Raw genomic sequence first — 19,247 nt, forward strand, 5'->3', positions numbered from 1 at the left:
TTGCGTGGATTTTATAGTTTTTAGTGATTCTTATGAGATGTATTGAGATCTCATGAGACAGCAGATTTTATTTAGACGTTGAACAGGAAGTTCATCACGTCGCCATCTTTAACGATGTAGTCTTTACCTTCTGCACGCATCTTACCGGCTTCTTTCGCGCCTTGCTCACCCTTGTAGGTGATGAAGTCTTCAAACGCGATAGTCTGCGCACGGATAAAGCCTTTCTCGAAGTCGGTGTGGATCTTACCGGCAGCCTGCGGAGCGGTCGCACCGACAGGGATGGTCCACGCACGGACTTCTTTCACGCCAGCGGTGAAGTAGGTCTGCAGGTTCAGCAGCTCGTAACCAGCGCGGATAACGCGGTTCAGGCCCGGCTCTTCCAGACCCATTTCAGCCATGAATTCTTCACGGTCAGCATCATCGAGTTCTGCGATGTCAGCTTCAACGGCAGCGCAAACGGCAACAACAACAGACCCTTCTGCCGCCGCGATTTCGCGCACTTTATCGAGGTATGGGTTGTTTTCAAAACCATCTTCGTTGACGTTGGCGATATACATCGTTGGCTTCAGCGTCAGGAAGCTCAGGTATTTGATGGCTGCTTTGTCTTCTTCGGTCAGCGTTTTCAAAGCGCGCAACATGCCGGCGTTTTCCAACTGTGGCAGGCATTTTTCCAGCGCAGCCAGTTCCGCTTTAGCGTCTTTATCGCCGCCCTTGGCCTTCTTCTGTACGCGATGGATAGCGCGCTCACAGGTATCCAGGTCAGACAGTGCCAGTTCGGTATTGATAACTTCAATGTCGTCAGCCGGATCCACTTTATTATTAACGTGGATGATGTTGTCGTTTTCAAAGCAGCGAACCACATGGCCGATAGCTTCGGTTTCACGGATGTTGGTCAGGAACTGGTTACCCAGGCCTTCACCTTTGGATGCGCCTTTTACCAGACCGGCAATGTCGACGAATTCCATCGTGGTTGGCAGGATACGCTGCGGTTTGACGATTTCGGCCAGCTGATCCAGACGCGGATCGGGCATCGGGACAACACCCGTGTTCGGCTCGATAGTACAGAACGGGAAGTTTGCCGCTTCAATACCCGCTTTTGTGAGCGCGTTGAACAGGGTAGATTTGCCTACGTTTGGCAAACCGACGATACCGCATTTGAATCCCATGTTTAAATCACCTTAATCTTTTGATATTCAACCTGTTATAGAAAACAGATTGTAGAAAAGTAAATAACTTTGCCTATTATACACAGCACGCGAGAAAAATGCCGCACATCGCTGCTTATTGCGCTTTAAAGGTGTGTAACCGGCTCGTTGCCTTGGTCAGGCCATCTTTGAATAAAATCTCGGTACAACGTGCCGCTTCGTCAATCGCTTCATCAATTAACTTCTGTTCTGAAACAGGCGGTTTGCCTAAAACAAATCCGACAACCTTGTTTTTATCGCCCGGATGCCCAATTCCGACGCGTAAACGATGAAAGTTAGGGTTATTGCCCAACTTACTGATGATGTCTTTCAGGCCATTGTGTCCGCCATGACCGCCGCCAAGCTTAAATTTGGCTACACCAGGCGGCAGGTCTAACTCGTCGTGTGCGACCAAAATTTCATCGGGATTAATTCGATAAAAACTGGCCATCGCGCCGACAGCCTTGCCGCTCAGATTCATAAATGTGGTCGGCACCAGCAAACGAACATCTTCCCCTTCGAGCGTTACTCTGGAGGTATAGCCGAAGAATTTCGGCTCATCGCGCAGGGGAGCGCGTAATCTCTCTGCCAGAAGATCGACATACCATGCGCCTGCGTTGTGTCGCGTTGCCGCATACTCTGCGCCGGGGTTCGCCAGGCCGACAATCAATTTAATCGCCACGTGTTTTGTCCTGAGTGTTTCCATAAACGACGTGTAGTTTACTGTCTGAGGCTGCTGTTGACAAAAAACTGCGTGCTAATCGCCAAAAGCTGAATAATTGCACAAGTGGACTATTAGAAATTGAGTGTGTTCAGTAGCTTATTTGTAAAGTTTTGTTGCGTGAGTGTTTGTAATTGTGATCGCTCCCGCACTTGCGAACGGCAGTGTTGTCTATACTTTACACATAAGGATTAGGGGTATTCCCTGTAACAACCCAAAGTTCCGGAGGTGACACATGAAACGCAAAAACGCTTCGTTACTCGGTAACGTGCTCATGGCTTTAGGGTTGGTGGTGATGGTAGGTGGTGTCGGTTACTCTATTTTAAACCAACTGCCGCAATTTAATCTGCCACAGTTTTTCGCACATGGTGCCGTGCTCAGTATTTTTGTTGGTGGTGTTCTCTGGTTGGCAGGTGCCAGAGTGGGTGGGCATGAACAAATCAGTGACCGTTACTGGTGGGTGCGCCATTATGACAAACGCTGCCGTCGCGGTGATACCAATCATCGTCATAACTAAATAAGTGCTGCGTTAAGAACACAAAGTCCTGGTCGAAAAACCAGGGCTCTGTTTGTTCATTACACTTGCATTAAACGCTCTTCTGTTCACTACCGAATATAAGAAACGTTATTCGAATAATCGATAATGTAACGCCTTAACCGCGCTATCCGCAGCTTCAGCCGGTAACAGAATGCTCAGGTTATCGTTTGACGCACCGTGGCAAATCATTCGCACCGTATGCTCTTCGAGCCAGGCAAAAACGTCTTTGCAAACCCCCGCAGCCTGGGTCAGTTGATTCCCCACCAAAGTGACTAATGCCAGTCCGGTTTCCACTTCCACACGACAGTGGGAGGACAATGCGGTAAACAATGCCGTGGTCAGCACATGGTCTTCACCTGAGGTTGCATGAGTGGCGTCCAGCGCCAACGCAATACTATTCTCTGAGGTTGTAACCAAATCCACCGTGACCGCGTGGCGAGCTAAAATGGTGAAGGACTGTGCCAGGAAAGAACAGAACGGCTGTGTCTCCAGACGATGTAATCGCAACAACGTCTGTTTACGGCGCACGGCAAGCGCACGGTAGCGCGGTGGATTATCGGTGGTATTGTGTACCAGCGTACCTCCGGCGGCAGTATCCTTACTGGAGCCTACAAAGACCGGAATGCTTTTACGCATTGCCGGGAGCAGCGTAGCCGGGTGGAGGACCTTCGCCCCGTAGGCGGCCATATCGCTGGCCTCGGAAAATGAGATGTGGTCGATGCGTTTGGCCCGCGGCGCAATGCGCGGATCGGTGGTGTAGATCCCTGCAACGTCGGTCCAGATGTCCACGCGTGTGGCGTGAAGCGCCTCACCGAGAAGCGTTGCCGTGTAATCACTACCGCCGCGTCCAAGCGTTGTGGTATGCCCAGCGGCATCACGGCCAATAAATCCCTGAGTCACCATAATCGCTTGCTCAAGACGAGGGCGCAAGTGAGTTTCCACCTGGTGGTGCAGGGTGCTAAGTTCGGGTTCCGCGCAGCCGAAGTTCGAATTGGTACGCATTACGCTGCGGGCGTCAAACCACCCGGCCTCAGCATGCCGTTCACGTAACACTTCAGTAAACAGCAAAGAGGACATCAGCTCGCCGTGACTAACCAAATCATCGCTTAGCGCATCGGACGGTGAAACCGTCGCCGTTTGCGCAAGATGACGAATATTGTTGAGAAGATTATCGATTTCCGTACTGATAACGGACGGCTGCTTCAGGCGGGAAATAATGTTGTATTGGATGGCGCGTAAGGTCTCAAGCTTATCTAATTGTTGATGCGTTTCCAGACCTTCAGAAAGCTCGACCAGTAAGTTTGTGACGCCTGCGGAAGCAGACAGTACGACTAAACGGACATCGTGATCAGCAAGGACAATGCTGGCGCTTCGGTTCATCGCATCAAAATCAGCGACGCTGGTGCCGCCAAATTTGGCAACGACGGATGGTGGATAAATGCGAGTCATAACAATCTCATATCAGGGCGCCATAAAAGTATGGCTAGAAAATTTTCATTCTCGGCATAAGGGAACGACGTTCACCTTACGAAATGTCCGCCCGCGAACATTTCTGCTGACAACCCAGGGAATACCTGTTGTCGATAACGCGTGTCGCCTGTACGCGTTATCGGGTGCTGCGCATTAATTTTATCTACATAGCCTGTAAATAAGCGCGCCATACTAAGTGATTTATATTTAGGGATCGACTTTTTTATTCGATTTATCGATAAATAAGTGAAAAATCATGTCGTAACAAGAAAACGCGTACATTATTAATGGTAAAAACGTGTAAAAAAATAATAAAAACATGAAAATTCCATGGTTTTTATTACAACACAGGCGTTGCAACTGGGTACGGTTTTGTAAAATAAATAGCTATATTACTTTATGATTTCGTAATGTTGAATGAGTGTTACGTTTTGAATTTTAAGGTAAAAATGCTTATTTAAGCGACGTGAAAATAAATGATTGAGTCCTGTGCTAAAACAACATATATTAGCCGCGCTTTTTTACAGGTAATCCTTATAACCATTTATTCAATCAGGCGTTAATCTAAACCTGGTTGTAGGAGTGATATGATGACGGATAAAGTCCGTATTGATACTTTAAGTGCTAATTCATTACCACAGAGCAATGATACCTTTTTAGCAAGACAGGCTGAGTTTGAATCTAATGTCCGCAGCTATCCGCGTAAACTGCCATTGGCAATTGCCAAAGCACAGGGCGTCTGGATTACTGATGTAGAAAATAATCAATATCTTGATTGTCTGGCAGGCGCCGGAACTCTGGCGCTTGGTCATAACCATCCTGAAGTGCTGCAAAGCATTCAAAGTGTCATCACAAGCGGCTTACCGTTACATACGCTTGACCTTACCACGCCGTTAAAAGATGAATTCTCATCTTATTTACTTTCCTTATTACCGGGCCAGGGCAAAGAATATTGCCTGCAGTTCACCGGGCCGTCCGGCGCTGATGCCGTTGAAGCGGCGCTGAAGCTGGCGAAGAAAGTGACCGGCCGTTCCAGCATCATTAGCTTCTCTGGTGGCTACCACGGGATGACGCACGGTGCGCTGTCCGTGACCGGCAACCTGTCGCCGAAAGAAGCGGTCAGTAACATGATGGCGGAAGTGCAGTTTATGCCGTATCCGCATCAGTACCGCTGCCCGCTGGGTATCGGCGGCGAGGCTGGCGTGAAAGCGTTAACCTACTACTTCGAAAACCTGATCAACGACGTTGAAAGCGGCGTGCGTAAACCGGCAGCCGTGATCCTCGAAGCGGTGCAGGGCGAAGGCGGCGTGAACCCGGCGCCGGTCGAGTGGCTGCAGCGCATTCGTAAAGTGACGCAGGAACATGGCATTCTGCTGATTATCGATGAAGTTCAGGCTGGCTTCGCGCGTACTGGTAAACTGTTCGCCTTCGAACACGCCGGTATTGAGCCAGACATTATCGTGATGTCCAAAGCGGTTGGCGGCGGTCTGCCGTTGGCGGTGCTGGGTATTAAGAAGCAGTTCGACGCGTGGTCTCCGGGCCACCACACCGGCACCTTCCGCGGCAACCAGCTGGCGATGGCGACCGGTCTGACAACGCTGAAGATCCTCAAAGACGACAAGATTGCCGATAAAGTCGCCGCCCAGGGCGAGTGGCTGAAAGGCAAACTGGCTGACCTGCAGAAACGCTACCCGGTTATCGGCCAGGTGCGCGGTCTGGGTCTGATGATCGGTCTGGAAATCGTGAAGCCGAACGAAGCGCAGGATCACATGGGCTGCTACCCGGCCGATGGCGAGCTTTCCGCGCTGCTGCAGAAAAAATGCTTCGAAAACGGCCTGATTCTGGAGCGCGGCGGTCGCAATGGCTGCGTCCTGCGTCTGCTGCCGTCTCTGCTGATCACCAACGCTGAGCTGGAAGTGTTCCTCGATAAATTCGAAAACGCCCTGCTGGGTGCTGGCGTGAAGCCGGTTTAAACGGAGTTGGATCGAATGTCAGACGTAAACCCGATTCTGTCCGGCTCGGCGCAGAGCATCGCGGCCTACCAGGACGCTATCGAGCAGAGTACTCAAGCGGTCGTTGAATGGTTGAAGCAGCCTGAGATGTATCAGGGCAAAACCGTTGAACAGCTGCGTGAACGTATCAACCTGAACTTTACGTCTCAGGGCCTGGGCAACCAGGCCGCTATTGAGCGTGCGGTTGAATACTTTCTGAAAGACAGCCTGTTGGTTCACCATGCGCAGTGCGTGGCGCACCTGCACTGCCCAAGCCTGGTGATTAGCCAGGCGGCGGAAGTGCTGATCAATGCCACCAACCAGAGCATGGACTCCTGGGACCAGAGCCCGTCGGCCACCATCATTGAGATCAAACTGATCGAATGGCTGCGTGAGCAGGTAGGCTACGGCGCAGGCGACGCGGGCGTATTCACCAGCGGCGGCACCCAGAGCAACCTGATGGGTCTGATGCTGGCGCGTGATGCCTTCTTCGCACGCCAGGGGCACTCCATTCAGCAGAATGGTCTGACCGGCGATCTGAGCAAAATCAAAGTGTTCTGCTCTGAAAGCGCGCACTTCTCCGTGCAGAAGAACATGGCGCTGATGGGGCTGGGCTACCGTTCCGTCACCCAGGTGAAGACCGATGCGTTCTCGCGCATGGATCTGGCCGATCTGAAAGTCAAGCTGGCCCAGGCGAAAGCTAACGGTGAGCAGGTGATGGCGATTGTTGCCACGGCCGGAACGACCGATGCGGGCGCAATCGATCCGTTAGCGGATATCGCGGCGCTGGCGGCAGAAAACCAGATCTGGATGCACGTGGATGCGGCATGGGGCGGGGCGCTACTGCTTTCTGAGAAGTATCGTCACTTCCTGAATGGCCTGGAGCTGGCGGATTCCGTGACCCTGGACTTCCACAAGCAGTTCTTCCAGACCATCAGCTGCGGCGCGTTCCTGTTAAAAGACGCGCGTCACTATGAGCTGATGCGCTATCAGGCGGCATACCTGAACTCTGATTTCGATGAAGAGGCTGGCGTGCCAAACCTGGTGTCGAAGTCGCTGCAGACCACGCGTCGTTTCGACGCGCTGAAGCTGTGGATGGGCCTCGAAGCGCTGGGCAAAAAGCAGTATGCCGAAATCATTGATAACGGCGTAACGCTGGCGCGTGATGTGGCTGAGTTTGTGAAAACCCAGCCGCATCTGGAACTGGTGATGGAGCCGCAGCTGGCAAGCGTACTGTTCCGCTTCCGCCCGCAAAGTGACGACATGGCCTTCGTTGCGCTGCTGAACCAGCGTATTGGTGACGTTCTGCTGGCTTCCGGTAGCGCCAACGTCGGCGTGACCGAAGCCGATGGCGTCACCTGCCTGAAGCTGACGCTGCTGAATCCTACCGTGTGTCTGGAGGACATTAAAGTTCTGCTGGCAAGCGTGAAGGCAACGGCTGAGCAACTGCTGAAAGCCTAAGCAATAAGCTTGTTATAAAAATGGCTCCCACATGTGGGAGCCATTTTTTTTCTGTCATTTGTCGCCCCGGCGGCGCTTCGCCTGGCCGGGCTACGGTTAGATGATGTCTGCCAGCGCGGCGTCTTTATTCGGGAAGAAAGTCAGACGCCCGGCAATCGGCTGAATGCCTGCGCGCGCCATGGTACGTAGCGGCTGGAATTCCAGATTACTGATGCGTAATTCACAACCTTCCGGCAGCCGTTTTACAAAACGCTGGAAAGCATCCAGACCACCGGCATCCAGTACCGGGACCGCGTCCCACTTCAGGACCACGATGCGTTTACCTGCAATACGTGACTCGAGGTCGGTAAATAATCCTTCCGCAGCGGCAAAGAATAGTGGGCCAATGACGCGCAATACCAGCACATCGTCCGGTACGTCAACGTTGACCGGCGCCAGACGCGTCATGCGTGCAATACGACGCATAAACAGCAGAGAGGCGAGAACGATACCGACGCTGATGGCGATAACCATGTCGAACAGCACCGTCAGAGACATACACATCAGCATGACGATGATGTCGTCTTTCGGCGCATGACGCAGCAGATCCACCACTTTATGCGCTTCACTCATGTTCCATGCCACCATCAGCAGCAGAGCGGCCATGGCGGAAAGCGGTAACCAGGAAAGTAGCGGCGCAAGCACCAGCAGGGCAAGGATCACCAGAATCGCGTGGATAACCGCAGAGATTGGCGAGGTCGCCCCGGCGCGGACGTTTGCCGCAGAACGGGCAATTGCCGCTGTGGCGGTGATACCACCGAAGAACGGCGCGACGATGTTACCCAGTCCCTGACCAATCAGCTCACTGTTAGCTTTATGTTTGGTGCCGGTCATCCCATCGAGTACGACGGCGCACAGCAGAGATTCGATCGCCCCGAGCATCGCCATCGAGAAGGCCGCGGGTAACAGCGCCTGTAACGAACTCCAGCTCAGGGTAAAGTTTGACTCCGGCATATTCCACGGTAATACCAACTGCGGTAGCAGCTGTGGGATACCATTGCCCTGTGAGCCATCAGCCAGAATGTAGTGGAACTGAGAACCGATGGTGGCGACATGCCCGCCGGTGAGGTTCACGATACCCATTACCGCACAGCCTGCCAGCAGTGCAGGAAGGTGACCCGGCAGTCGAATCCCCAGACGCGGCCAGAAAATCAGGATCCCCAGCGTCACTACGCCAATAGCGGCATCGCCAACGTTGATGGTCGGCAGGGCCATAAACAGCGCGCCGACCTTCTGCAGGTAGTGCTCCGGGACATGAGCCATCTGCAGGCCAAGAAAATCTTTAATCTGCATGGTACCGATGGTGATACCAATACCCGAGGTAAAACCTAACGTAACGGACACCGGGATATATTCGATCAGGCGACCAAAGCGGGCGAGGCCGAAAAGGATCAGGAATATCCCGGACATCAGCGTGGCAACCAGCAGGCCTGCCAGCCCAAACTGTTGCGACACCGGATACAGAATCACCACGAAGGCGGCGGTTGGACCTGATACGCTAAAGCGCGATCCCCCGGTAAGGGCGATGACAATCCCAGCGACGGCTGAGGTATACAGGCCGTACTGCGGCGCAACGCCACTGCCTATTGCCAGGGCCATCGCCAGCGGAATGGCAATGATCCCAACGGTAATCCCGGCGATCAGGTCGCGGGTAAAGCGAGAAGCGGTATATTTTTCTTTCCAACAAGCGTCGATGAGGGCGCGGAAAGGCATCACATGTGAGGAAAATAATCTGTTCACAATAATGTTTCATCCATGAGCGCATCATCTATCTAAAAAACGATAGTTGAAGTTGGCATAAATCATACAAATAAATAAAAAGGATAAAAAAACCCGCCGCAGCGGGTTTTTGAGCCGGGCTCGATTAATGCTCGAACATGGCAGAAATGGATTCTTCGTTGCTGATACGACGAATCGCTTCGGCCAGCATACCCGACAGGGTCAATGTACGCACGTTTGGCAGTGCTTTGATTTCGTCAGTCAGTGGAATAGTGTCACAGACAACGACTTCGTCAATCACTGAGTTGCGCAGGTTGTTTGCCGCATTACCTGAGAAGATCGGGTGGGTTGCGTAAGCAAATACGCGTTTTGCACCACGTTCTTTCAGTGCTTCTGCTGCTTTACACAGCGTACCGCCGGTATCGATCATGTCATCAACCAGCACGCAGTCACGACCTGCTACGTCACCAATAATGTGCATCACCTGAGAAACGTTTGCACGCGGGCGACGTTTGTCGATGATAGCCATGTCGGTATCGTTCAGCAGTTTAGCGATAGCGCGGGCACGCACGACGCCACCGATATCCGGAGAAACCACAATCGGGTTATCCAGGTTCAGCTGCAGCATGTCTTCTAACAGGATCGGGCTACCGAATACGTTATCAACCGGTACGTCGAAGAAGCCCTGGATCTGTTCAGCATGCAGGTCAACGGTGAGGACGCGGTCAACGCCAACGCTGGACAGGAAATCAGCGACGACTTTAGCGGTAATCGGTACACGAGCGGAACGTACGCGACGATCCTGACGTGCATAGCCGAAGTAAGGAATAACGGCGGTGATACGGCCTGCGGAAGCACGGCGCAGCGCATCAACCATAACGACCAATTCCATCAGGTTGTCGTTAGTAGGGGCACAAGTGGACTGGATGATGAAAATATCACCACCGCGTACATTTTCATTAATTTGTACGCTGACTTCGCCGTCGCTAAAGCGACCTACAGCGGCGTCGCCGAGTGAAGTGTACAGGCGGTTGGCAATACGTTGTGCTAGTTCCGGGGTGGCGTTACCAGCAAAAAGCTTCATATCAGGCACGAGAAGAACCTCAGGCATGCGTCCATTGGTGGAAAGAATCTGCCGAAAACTGTGCGGGCCAGGCAGTATCCTCTCCATGCGGTGTATTAAAGAGCGCGATGCAACGTCTGGAACAGGGTGACGTTGTCACCGCAACTCAGCTTGCCCGGCTTACTCGTGATCCTTCGTGTTTCATGTGCGTTGGCATCAATTTCTCGCACCAGTCACATACTTTTGTATGCTCCTGGCGATTTGTCATCTCGCCATCTTCCTGAAACCCGAATGATTTAGAGTAACGCTCTATGCAATGGGGAGAGGTTGACACCTTTCGCCACAAAGCCTTTGAGCCATTCCGGGGCTTGCTCAAGCACCTGGCGAGCACGAGACTCAGTGTCAAATTCAGCAAAGACACAAGCCCCTGTACCAGTCAGGCGCGACGGCGCGTATTCTAACAGCCAGGAAAGCGCCGCATCAACCTCGCGAAAACGTTTTCTTGCGATAACCTCGCAATCATTGCCGAATTCACATTTTAGTAACGTTTTTATTGACCTTTTTGGCGTGTTACGCGGGAGGTCGGGATCTTTAAAAATCACCGGTGTCGGAATACTGACTCCCGGGTGTGCAACCAGATACCATTTTTCCTCTGGCTCGACCGGTGTCAGAATTTCTCCTACGCCTTCGGCAAAGGCCGCATGGCCACGCACGAACACGGGAACGTCTGCCCCCAGCGTTAAGCCGAGTGCCGCCAGTTCATCAACCGAGAGTCCGCATTGCCAGAGATGATTCAGCGCCACCAGAACGGTCGCCGCATTAGACGAGCCTCCGCCAAGACCGCCGCCCATCGGCAGGCGTTTTTCGATACTGATGTCGGCGCCGCTCCCTTGAGGAAGACGATTGCTTTCAGATGCCGCCTTCATCAGCAAACGTGCCGCACGGACGATCAGGTTGTCTTCATGCTCAACGCCTTCCACCGGGGTTAACAGGCGAATTTCGCCGTCGCCGCGCGGCGCAATATCAATCGTGTCGCCATAATCAAGAAACTGAAATAACGTCTGCAGCGTGTGGTAACCGTCCGCACGCTGCCCGGTGATGTATAAAAACAGATTCAGTTTTGCCGGAGAGGGCCAATGGGTCATCATTTCACAATCCAGTTATCCATCTTCAGCTTAATACGCTGGGAGCCGTCGGACAGTTCCATGTTTGCCGGCATCGCGGGCTGGGTTTTGCTGTCGTAGGCGCTATAGACCACTTTCCAGCTTTTACCGTCTTTACTGTAGTTCACCTCACTCAGACGATATTGGTCATCGAGCTTGTAATCGGTGGCGTCACCTGGCAGACCAAGGATCCACTGGCGCAGGCTGTTCAATGGAATAGGCATGCCGGTCAGTTTGCCAATCATCTCTTCGGCATCGTCGGCGGTGTAATGCTTGCCTTTGTTATCGACAAGTTCGACGCTGCCCGGCTGCGCATTGAGTTCCAGTTCAGTACTGCCCAGCGGGTTGGTCAGCAGGAGACGATAGCGATCCTGTCCGGTTTGTTGCCAGAAAAAGCGGGCATACACTTTCTGTTGATCGGAGATATAGGCAAACGCACCGCGCGTCTGATATTGGTTCAGGGCGCGTACTTCCTGCTGGTGCTGGCGCCACTGTGGCGAGTCGGGGCTTTTGCCGGGACCTTTCGGCGCGTTGATCGTACAAGCGGTAAGAACCAGGGCCGCCAGCGGCAGCAGGCGAATCAGGCGAAAATCGGGCAGGGTCATAATGATGACAAATCCTTGAGATACGTTGCAGTTATAATTCTTAATGCTAGCGCCGCCATCAGGCATCGTCTACGTTCAAGTTATCTTAAATCGCTTAAATTTGTGCACTAAGCCATTACTCCAAAAGGGGTCAGTCTCTTTTATTGACCGCACGCATCCTGTATGATGCACCCAGTCTAACCTTATCAACGCTGGTACTATTCCCGCACACATGACCCTTTTAGCGCTTGGTATTAACCATAAAACGGCACCTGTATCGCTGCGAGAACGCGTAACGTTTTCGCCGGATACGCTCGATCAGGCGCTGGACAGCCTGCTCGCGCAGCCAATGGTGCAGGGCGGGGTGGTGTTGTCGACGTGTAACCGCACGGAGCTGTATCTCAGCGTTGAAGAGCAGGATAACCTGCAAGAAGCGCTGGTTCGCTGGCTGTGCGAATACCACAACCTCAATGAAGAAGACCTGCGCAACAGCTTGTACTGGCACCAGGACAACGACGCCGTTAGTCATTTGATGCGTGTTGCCAGCGGTCTGGATTCACTGGTGCTCGGTGAACCGCAAATTCTGGGGCAGGTGAAAAAAGCGTTTGCGGATTCGCAAAAAGGTCACCTGAACGCCAGTGCGCTGGAACGCATGTTCCAGAAATCATTCTCTGTCGCTAAACGTGTACGTACAGAAACTGACATCGGCGCCAGCGCCGTGTCGGTGGCGTTTGCCGCCTGTACCCTGGCGCGGCAGATATTTGAATCGCTCTCCACGGTAACCGTGCTGTTAGTGGGCGCAGGCGAAACTATCGAATTGGTGGCGCGACACCTGCGTGAGCACAAAGTGAAGAAGATGATCATCGCCAACCGTACGCGTGAGCGTGCGCAGGTGCTGGCGGATGAAGTCGGCGCTGAGGTGATTTCACTGAGTGATATCGACGCGCGTTTGCAGGATGCTGATATTATTATCAGTTCTACCGCCAGCCCGTTGCCGATCATCGGCAAAGGAATGGTAGAACGCGCGCTTAAAAATCGTCGTAATCAACCTATGCTGCTGGTGGATATCGCCGTACCGCGTGACGTCGAGCCGGAAGTGGGTAAATTGTCTAACGCCTATCTGTACAGCGTAGACGACCTGCAAAGCATCATTTCGCATAACCTGGCCCAGCGCAAAGCGGCGGCCGTGGAAGCCGAAACGATTGTGGAGCAGGAAGCCAGCGAGTTTATGGCCTGGTTACGTGCCCAGGGCGCAAGCGACACTATCCGCGAGTATCGCAGTCAATCAGAACAAATTCGTGATGAACTGACCGCCAAAGCGTTGGCTGCTCTTCAACAGGGTGGTGATGCGCAAGCCATTATGCAGGATCTGGCCTGGAAACTGACCAACCGCCTGATCCATGCACCAACCAAATCACTTCAACAGGCTGCCCGTGACGGGGATAGTGAACGCCTGAATATTCTGCGCGACAGCCTCGGGCTGGAGTAGCAGCACACCAATCTTATTTTTTACAGGGTGCATTTACGCCTATGAAGCCTTCTATCGTTGCCAAACTGGAAGCCCTGCATGAACGCCATGAAGAAGTTCAGGCGCTGCTCGGTGATGCGGGTACTATCGCAGACCAGGACCGCTTTCGTGCACTGTCGCGTGAATATGCGCAATTAAGCGATGTATCTCGCTGTTTTACGGACTGGCAACAGGTTCAGGAAGATATCGAAACGGCTCAGATGATGCTCGACGATCCTGAAATGCGTGAAATGGCGCAGGATGAACTGCGTGAAGCAAAAGAGAAATGCGAGCAGTTGGAGCAACATCTGCAGGTTCTGCTGTTACCTAAAGATCCCGATGACGAACGTAACGCCTTCCTCGAAGTTCGTGCGGGAACAGGTGGTGATGAAGCCGCGCTGTTTGCCGGCGATCTGTTCCGCATGTACAGCCGTTATGCTGAGTCCCGTCGCTGGCGGGTTGAGATCATGAGCGCCAGCGAAGGCGAACATGGCGGGTTTAAAGAGGTCATTGCCAAGATTAGCGGTGAAGGCGTTTACGGGCGACTGAAATTTGAGTCCGGCGGCCATCGCGTTCAGCGCGTACCTGCGACGGAATCACAGGGCCGTATTCACACCTCTGCCTGTACGGTCGCAGTTATGCCGGAATTACCGGATGCCGAACTGCCGGACATCAACCCGGCCGATCTGCGTATTGATACCTTCCGCTCATCAGGAGCAGGCGGTCAGCACGTTAACACCACCGACTCCGCAATCCGTATTACCCACTTACCGACCGGTATCGTAGTGGAATGCCAGGACGAACGTTCGCAGCACAAGAACAAAGCGAAAGCGATGTCGGTGCTGGGGGCGCGAATTCGTGCCGCCGAAGTGGCAAGACGTCAACAGGCGGAAGCCTCTGAACGACGCAATCTGTTGGGTAGCGGCGACCGTAGCGATCGTAACCGTACCTATAACTTCCCGCAGGGTCGCGTGACCGATCACCGCATTAACCTGACGCTCTACCGTCTGGATGAAGCGATGGAAGGTAAACTGGATATGCTCATTGAGCCGATTGTCCAGGAATACCAGGCCGACCAACTGGCGGCGTTGTCCGAGCAGGATTAATGGATTATCAGCACTGGCTGCGTGAAGCGATAAGCCAATTACAGGCAAGCGAAAGCCCGCGCCGTGACGCCGAGATTTTACTCGAGTCTGTTACCGGTAAGGGTCGCACCTTTATTCTGGCTTTCGGCGAAACGGTGTTAACCGAGGCGCAGCGTCAGCAACTCGACACATTACTGGAACGCCGTCAGCGGGGTGAGCCGGTGGCACATCTTACCGGCGTGCGCGAGTTTTGGTCGCTGCCGCTGTTTGTGTCTGCGGCGACGCTTATCCCTCGTCCGGATACCGAGTGTCTGGTGGAGCAGGCGCTGGCTCGCCTGCCGGCCTCAGCGTGTCGTATTCTCGATTTGGGAACCGGCACGGGCGCCATTGCTCTGGCGCTGGCAAGCGAGCGTCCGGATTGTGCGGTGACGGCGGTCGATCGTATGCCGGATGCCGTGGCGCTGGCCATTCGCAACAAACAGCATCTGGGCATCGACAATGTTTGCGTGCTGCAAAGCAACTGGTTCAGTGCATTGCAGGGACAGCGGTTTGATATGATTGTCAGCAATCCGCCGTATATCGACGAGCAGGATCCTCACCTGGCGCAAGGCGACGTTCGCTTTGAACCGCTGTCGGCACTGGTGGCAGGCGATCAGGGACTGGCGGATATCGTACACATCATTGACCAGTCTCAGCATGTGTTAACGCCCGGGGGCTATCTGATGCTGGAGCATGGCTGGCAGCAGGGACAGGCAGTCCGCGACGCCTTTTCTCGGGCGGGTTATCAGGCGGTTGAAACCTGCCGTGACTATGGCGGCAACGAGCGAATTACGCTTGGACGCATCCCATCATGAATACTTTCAGTATGTTACTCAACGTCCATCTCATCAGCATTGCGCTTTCTGTTGGTCTGCTGACGCTGCGTTTTTGGTGGCGTTACACCGACTCGCGTCTTGCCTGCGCGCGCTGGACGCGCGTTGTGCCGCCGGTTGTGGATACCGTTTTATTACTCAGCGGCGTGGCGTTAATGGTTAAAGCGCACATCCTGCCATTCACTGAGCACGGGACATGGCTGACTGAAAAGCTGTTTGGGGTTATCATTTACATCGTTTTGGGTTTTATTGCGCTCGATTATCGTCGGGCGCGCAGTCAGCAGGCGCGATTAATCGCATTTCCGCTGGCGCTGGTGGTGCTGTACATCATCATTAAACTCGCCACCACAAAAATACCGTTACTGGGGTAAGCATGAGGTCGTTAGCTGATTTCGAATTTAATAAAGCGCCATTGTGTGATGGGATGATCCTGGCGTCGGAGTCTATCCGTCTGGATTTTCCAACACAAACTGTCTATGACGAACTGGAACGTCTGGTCAGTCTGGCGCAAGAAGAAATTAGCCAGCTCCTGTCTCAGGATGAGCAACTGGAAAAACTGCTGGCACTTTTTTACGGCGAATGGGGGTTTACGGATACCCACGGCGTCTATCGTCTTTCTGATGCATTATGGCTTGATCAGGTACTGAAAAATCGTCAGGGCAGCGCCGTGTCGTTGGGGGCGATCTTATTGTGGATTGCCAACCGGCTGGAACTGCCGCTGGTGCCGGTGATTTTCCCGACACAACTTATCCTGCGTATCGAATCGCTCGATGGCGAAATGTGGCTAATCAATCCGTTCAATGGCGAAACGTTGAATGAGCACACGCTGGAAGTATGGCTGAAGGGGAATATCAGCCCGGTCGCGGAGTTGTTTAACGAAGACCTGGATGAGGCGGATAATGCAGAAGTCATCCGCAAGCTGCTCGACACGCTGAAATCATCGCTGATGGAAGAGCGGCAAATGGAGCTGGCGCTGCGTGCCAGCGAAGCACTATTACAGTTTAATCCCGAAGATCCGTATGAAATACGCGATCGCGGATTGATATACGCGCAGCTCGAGTGTGAACATGTTGCGCTGACCGACTTAAGTTATTTCGTTGAACAGTGTCCGGAAGACCCGATCAGCGAAATGATTCGTGCGCAGATTAATACTATTTCGCACAAGCAAATTGTATTGCATTGATTAATGACACTTTACCTACCGTTTAAGGCGATCCTATGAAACAAAAAGTGGTTAGCATTGGCGACATCAACGTGGCAAATGACCTGCCGTTCGTGCTGTTTGGCGGAATGAACGTGCTGGAATCCCGCGATCTGGCGATGCGCATTTGTGAGCACTACGTAACCGTTACTCAAAAGCTGGGTATCCCTTACGTGTTCAAAGCCTCCTTTGATAAAGCCAACCGTTCTTCCATCCACTCTTACCGTGGGCCGGGCCTTGAAGAAGGGATGAAAATCTTCCAGGAACTGAAGCAGACTTTTGGCGTAAAAGTGATCACCGACGTTCACGAAGCCAGCCAGGCACAGCCTGTTGCTGACGTGGTGGATGTGATTCAGCTGCCGGCATTCCTCGCTCGTCAAACCGATCTGGTGGAAGCGATGGCGAAAACCGGTGCCGTTATCAACGTGAAGAAACCGCAGTTCGTAAGCCCGGGCCAGATGGGTAATATCGTGGATAAATTCCATGAGGGCGGTAACGATAAAGTTATTCTGTGCGACCGTGGCGCGAACTTTGGTTATGACAATCTGGTTGTGGACATGCTTGGCTTCAGCGTGATGAAGAAAGTCTCCGGCAATTCACCGGTGATTTTTGACGTCACCCATGCGCTGCAGTGCCGCGACCCGTTTGGCGCAGCAAGCGGTGGTCGTCGCGCGCAGGTTACCGAACTGGCGCGTGCCGGTATGGCGGTAGGCCTGGCAGGTCTGTTTATTGAAGCGCATCCGGATCCAGCCAATGCGAAATGCGATGGCCCATCCGCACTGCCGCTGGCGAAGCTGGAACAGTTCCTGACGCAGATTAAAGCGATTGATGACCTGGTGAAAAGCTTCGACGAGCTGGATACCGAGAACTAAGTCTGGTTTGACCGCCCGATAGCGCCAACGCTTATCGGGCCGACAAAACCGTAAGAAATGAAGTGAAACATACTCCAGGCCGGATAAGACGCATTGCGTCGTATCCGGCTTTTTTTCAGGCAAATATCGTCATCAGATAGGCGATAAACAGCGCCAGATGCGCCGCGCCGTTAAGCACGTTGGTGCGTCCGGTAGAGAAAGAGATATGGCACAGTACCAGCGATGAAACCATCACAATCATCTCTGGCGCGCCCAGCGCAAAGACCAAATCATTCCCGGTTGCCCATGCGATCAGCGTTACGACCGGAACGGTCAGTGAAATGGTGGCTAACACCGAACCGAAGAACAAATTCATCGCCCGCTGAACCTGATTACTCAGAACCGCTTTCAGCGCGCCCAGACCCTCAGGAGAGAGGATCAGCAATGCGACCAGGAAACCGGTAAATGCCACTGGGGCATTCAGTTCAGTCAGCAATGTCTCCAGCGGGCTGGCGTTCATCTTGGTCACGGCGATTACAGCGATCAGATGAATGATAAGCCAGGCGGCGTGCCACATATTGCTGTGGGCTGACGGTTTACCGTGATGCGGGTCATCGTCGTCACCCTCGTCTTCATGCTCGTAAATGAACAGGCTCTGGTGGGTTTTAGTTTGTATCAGCAAAAACACGCCGTACATCGCCGCAGAAATTAATGCCACCAGCAGCGCCTGCGCGGTAGTGAAATTCGCTCCCGGCAAAGCCATTGGGAACACCAGTACAATAATAGCCAGCGGAAACAGGGCGATTAAATACTGCTTAATACCAAACAGGTTCATGTACTGAGTAGCAAATTTACGGCCACCTAACAGTAATGAAAAACCGACCAGACCGCCGGTTACGATCATAATGATTGAATACAGCGTATCGCGCATGAGCGTAGGCGCGGCATCGCCGGTCGCCATTAATGCGGAGATTAAGCTGACTTCAAGAATAACAACGGACAGGCTGAGGATCAGCGACCCGTAGGGTTCGCCAAGTCGATGCGCTAATACATCCGCATGACGGACAACGCTAAATGCGCTGCTTAATATACCAATAAGGGCCAGCGCATTGATACCGATGACCACTGGTAGTGACTGACTGCTCCCCCAGAAGAACAGTACTACCAGCGCCAAAATCGGGAAGACGAGAGAGGTCTCCTTGTGGCGGGTTTTTACCGCCTCATGTACTTGTGTCATTGAACTAATTTCTCCATCTCTGCAGGTATTTATAATTATAAAAAGTATTAAAGAATGTAAAAAATAACAGAAAACCTGGTTTTGTAGGTGACATTTTACGAAATTTTACTACATCGCTTATTTTTCCTCTCAAAGCGGTCAAAAACAAATTTCTTGTTTATAGACTGTTTAATTAACAGAAGGTTAGATGAAGAAAGTTTCTAAAAATGTCTTTTGTTGGCGTATCGCCGCATTGTTAACCACACTTAAGGTTTAGCCTAAAAAGAGGAGTTCACAATGCCGTATAAATCTAAAAGCGATCTGCCTGACAGCGTGCAGCATGTTCTGCCAGCCCATGCTCAGGACATCTACAAAGAAGCTTTCAACAGCGCCTGGGAACAGTATAAAGATAAATCTGACCGTCGTGATGATGCCACCCGCGAAGAGACGGCGCACAAGGTGGCGTGGGCCGCGGTCAAAAATGATTATCAAAAAGGTGATGATGATAAATGGCATAAAAAGACGTAACAGTATCAATTATAATGCCTTTATGAACTAGCCAGCATCAGGCGTTAGCGAATC

At 52.7% G+C, this 19,247-nt stretch carries 18 protein-coding genes; 10 read left to right on the plus strand and 8 right to left on the minus strand.

Annotated features, from left to right (window positions below):
• Positions 1–71: 71 nt before the first annotated feature.
• Both ychF and pth read right to left on the minus strand, forming a co-directional pair.
• Positions 72–1,166: a redox-regulated ATPase YchF gene (gene ychF / locus LA337_09910; GenBank protein ID UBI17974.1), complete on the minus strand. Its 1,095-nt coding sequence runs from the start codon at positions 1,164–1,166 to the stop codon at positions 72–74.
• Positions 1,167–1,281: 115 nt separating this feature from the next.
• The gene (pth, locus tag LA337_09915; protein ID UBI17975.1) at positions 1,282–1,866 is read right to left on the minus strand and encodes an aminoacyl-tRNA hydrolase; all 585 of its coding nucleotides are present in this window, start codon (positions 1,864–1,866) and stop codon (positions 1,282–1,284) included.
• A gap of 274 nt (positions 1,867–2,140) precedes the next feature.
• On the opposite strand from pth, the gene ychH reads away from it, so the two are divergent.
• The gene (gene ychH / locus LA337_09920; GenBank protein UBI17976.1) at positions 2,141–2,422 is read left to right on the plus strand and encodes a stress-induced protein YchH; all 282 of its coding nucleotides are present in this window, start codon (positions 2,141–2,143) and stop codon (positions 2,420–2,422) included.
• A 108-nt stretch (positions 2,423–2,530) separates the two neighbouring features.
• Here ychH and lysC read toward each other — a convergent pair whose 3' ends face one another.
• Positions 2,531–3,892 (minus strand): lysine-sensitive aspartokinase 3, encoded by a 1,362-nt coding sequence (gene lysC / locus LA337_09925; GenBank protein ID UBI17977.1) that lies wholly within the window; start codon positions 3,890–3,892, stop codon positions 2,531–2,533.
• Positions 3,893–4,500: 608 nt separating this feature from the next.
• Between lysC and LA337_09930 the strand changes: the two genes are divergently transcribed.
• Positions 4,501–5,886: a diaminobutyrate--2-oxoglutarate transaminase gene (locus tag LA337_09930; protein UBI17978.1), complete on the plus strand. Its 1,386-nt coding sequence runs from the start codon at positions 4,501–4,503 to the stop codon at positions 5,884–5,886.
• A gap of 15 nt (positions 5,887–5,901) precedes the next feature.
• Positions 5,902–7,365, plus strand: a complete 1,464-nt coding sequence (locus LA337_09935) for an aspartate aminotransferase family protein (GenBank protein ID UBI17979.1) — start codon at positions 5,902–5,904, stop codon at positions 7,363–7,365.
• Positions 7,366–7,461: 96 nt separating this feature from the next.
• Here LA337_09935 and dauA read toward each other — a convergent pair whose 3' ends face one another.
• The 4 genes from dauA to lolB all read right to left on the minus strand — a co-directional run bounded on the left by dauA (position 7,462) and on the right by lolB (position 11,954).
• A complete protein-coding gene (gene dauA / locus LA337_09940; GenBank protein UBI17980.1) occupies positions 7,462–9,144 on the minus strand; it encodes a C4-dicarboxylic acid transporter DauA in 1,683 nt (560 codons plus the stop codon).
• Positions 9,145–9,268: 124 nt separating this feature from the next.
• A complete protein-coding gene (gene prs / locus LA337_09945) occupies positions 9,269–10,216 on the minus strand; it encodes a ribose-phosphate diphosphokinase (GenBank protein UBI17981.1) in 948 nt (315 codons plus the stop codon).
• A gap of 266 nt (positions 10,217–10,482) precedes the next feature.
• Positions 10,483–11,334, minus strand: a complete 852-nt coding sequence (gene ispE, locus LA337_09950) for a 4-(cytidine 5'-diphospho)-2-C-methyl-D-erythritol kinase (GenBank protein UBI17982.1) — start codon at positions 11,332–11,334, stop codon at positions 10,483–10,485.
• Entirely contained in the window at positions 11,331–11,954 is a 624-nt protein-coding gene (gene lolB, locus LA337_09955) for a lipoprotein insertase outer membrane protein LolB (protein ID UBI17983.1), read from the minus strand. Before lolB ends, ispE begins: the two co-directional genes overlap by 4 nt.
• A gap of 211 nt (positions 11,955–12,165) precedes the next feature.
• Here lolB and hemA point away from each other — a divergent pair, with 211 nt between their 5' ends.
• From hemA to kdsA, 6 genes are read left to right on the plus strand one after another with little or no spacing between them, the layout of a single operon-like run.
• Positions 12,166–13,422 (plus strand): glutamyl-tRNA reductase, encoded by a 1,257-nt coding sequence (hemA, locus tag LA337_09960; GenBank protein ID UBI17984.1) that lies wholly within the window; start codon positions 12,166–12,168, stop codon positions 13,420–13,422.
• A 41-nt stretch (positions 13,423–13,463) separates the two neighbouring features.
• Positions 13,464–14,546, plus strand: a complete 1,083-nt coding sequence (gene prfA / locus LA337_09965; protein UBI17985.1) for a peptide chain release factor 1 — start codon at positions 13,464–13,466, stop codon at positions 14,544–14,546.
• Positions 14,546–15,379, plus strand: a complete 834-nt coding sequence (gene prmC / locus LA337_09970) for a peptide chain release factor N(5)-glutamine methyltransferase (GenBank protein UBI17986.1) — start codon at positions 14,546–14,548, stop codon at positions 15,377–15,379. Before prfA ends, prmC begins: the two co-directional genes overlap by 1 nt.
• Positions 15,376–15,768 carry an invasion regulator SirB2 gene (gene sirB2 / locus LA337_09975; protein UBI17987.1) on the plus strand — a complete coding sequence of 131 codons (393 nt, stop codon included), beginning with the start codon at positions 15,376–15,378 and terminating at the stop codon, positions 15,766–15,768. Before prmC ends, sirB2 begins: the two co-directional genes overlap by 4 nt.
• Before the next feature lie 2 nt (positions 15,769–15,770).
• A complete protein-coding gene (gene sirB1, locus LA337_09980; protein ID UBI17988.1) occupies positions 15,771–16,580 on the plus strand; it encodes an invasion regulator SirB1 in 810 nt (269 codons plus the stop codon).
• A gap of 35 nt (positions 16,581–16,615) precedes the next feature.
• Entirely contained in the window at positions 16,616–17,470 is an 855-nt protein-coding gene (gene kdsA, locus LA337_09985) for a 3-deoxy-8-phosphooctulonate synthase (GenBank protein UBI17989.1), read from the plus strand.
• Positions 17,471–17,585: 115 nt separating this feature from the next.
• Here kdsA and chaA read toward each other — a convergent pair whose 3' ends face one another.
• Entirely contained in the window at positions 17,586–18,686 is a 1,101-nt protein-coding gene (gene chaA, locus LA337_09990; protein ID UBI17990.1) for a sodium-potassium/proton antiporter ChaA, read from the minus strand.
• Between the two features lie 276 nt (positions 18,687–18,962).
• Here chaA and chaB point away from each other — a divergent pair, with 276 nt between their 5' ends.
• The gene (gene chaB, locus LA337_09995; GenBank protein ID UBI17991.1) at positions 18,963–19,193 is read left to right on the plus strand and encodes a putative cation transport regulator ChaB; all 231 of its coding nucleotides are present in this window, start codon (positions 18,963–18,965) and stop codon (positions 19,191–19,193) included.
• The last annotated feature ends 54 nt before the right edge of the window (positions 19,194–19,247 follow it).

This window comes from Citrobacter europaeus, assembly GCA_020099315.1.
Classification (GTDB): domain Bacteria; phylum Pseudomonadota; class Gammaproteobacteria; order Enterobacterales; family Enterobacteriaceae; genus Citrobacter; species Citrobacter europaeus.

Excerpts from the sequence above, each read along its gene's own strand:
- ychF (UBI17974.1), bottom strand. The coding sequence starts at position 1,166 with ATGGGATTCAAATGCGGTATCGTCGGTTTGCCAAACGTAGGCAAATCT.
- lysC (UBI17977.1), bottom strand. The coding sequence starts at position 3,892 with ATGACTCGCATTTATCCACCATCCGTCGTTGCCAAATTTGGCGGCACC.
- lolB (UBI17983.1), bottom strand. The coding sequence starts at position 11,954 with ATGACCCTGCCCGATTTTCGCCTGATTCGCCTGCTGCCGCTGGCGGCC.
- prmC (UBI17986.1), top strand. The coding sequence starts at position 14,546 with ATGGATTATCAGCACTGGCTGCGTGAAGCGATAAGCCAATTACAGGCA.
- prfA (UBI17985.1), top strand. The coding sequence starts at position 13,464 with ATGAAGCCTTCTATCGTTGCCAAACTGGAAGCCCTGCATGAACGCCAT.
- ispE (UBI17982.1), bottom strand. The coding sequence starts at position 11,334 with ATGATGACCCATTGGCCCTCTCCGGCAAAACTGAATCTGTTTTTATAC.
- sirB1 (UBI17988.1), top strand. The coding sequence starts at position 15,771 with ATGAGGTCGTTAGCTGATTTCGAATTTAATAAAGCGCCATTGTGTGAT.
- chaA (UBI17990.1), bottom strand. The coding sequence starts at position 18,686 with ATGACACAAGTACATGAGGCGGTAAAAACCCGCCACAAGGAGACCTCT.
- sirB2 (UBI17987.1), top strand. The coding sequence starts at position 15,376 with ATGAATACTTTCAGTATGTTACTCAACGTCCATCTCATCAGCATTGCG.
- chaB (UBI17991.1), top strand. The coding sequence starts at position 18,963 with ATGCCGTATAAATCTAAAAGCGATCTGCCTGACAGCGTGCAGCATGTT.
- LA337_09935 (UBI17979.1), top strand. The coding sequence starts at position 5,902 with ATGTCAGACGTAAACCCGATTCTGTCCGGCTCGGCGCAGAGCATCGCG.
- ychH (UBI17976.1), top strand. The coding sequence starts at position 2,141 with ATGAAACGCAAAAACGCTTCGTTACTCGGTAACGTGCTCATGGCTTTA.
- kdsA (UBI17989.1), top strand. The coding sequence starts at position 16,616 with ATGAAACAAAAAGTGGTTAGCATTGGCGACATCAACGTGGCAAATGAC.
- hemA (UBI17984.1), top strand. The coding sequence starts at position 12,166 with ATGACCCTTTTAGCGCTTGGTATTAACCATAAAACGGCACCTGTATCG.
- LA337_09930 (UBI17978.1), top strand. The coding sequence starts at position 4,501 with ATGATGACGGATAAAGTCCGTATTGATACTTTAAGTGCTAATTCATTA.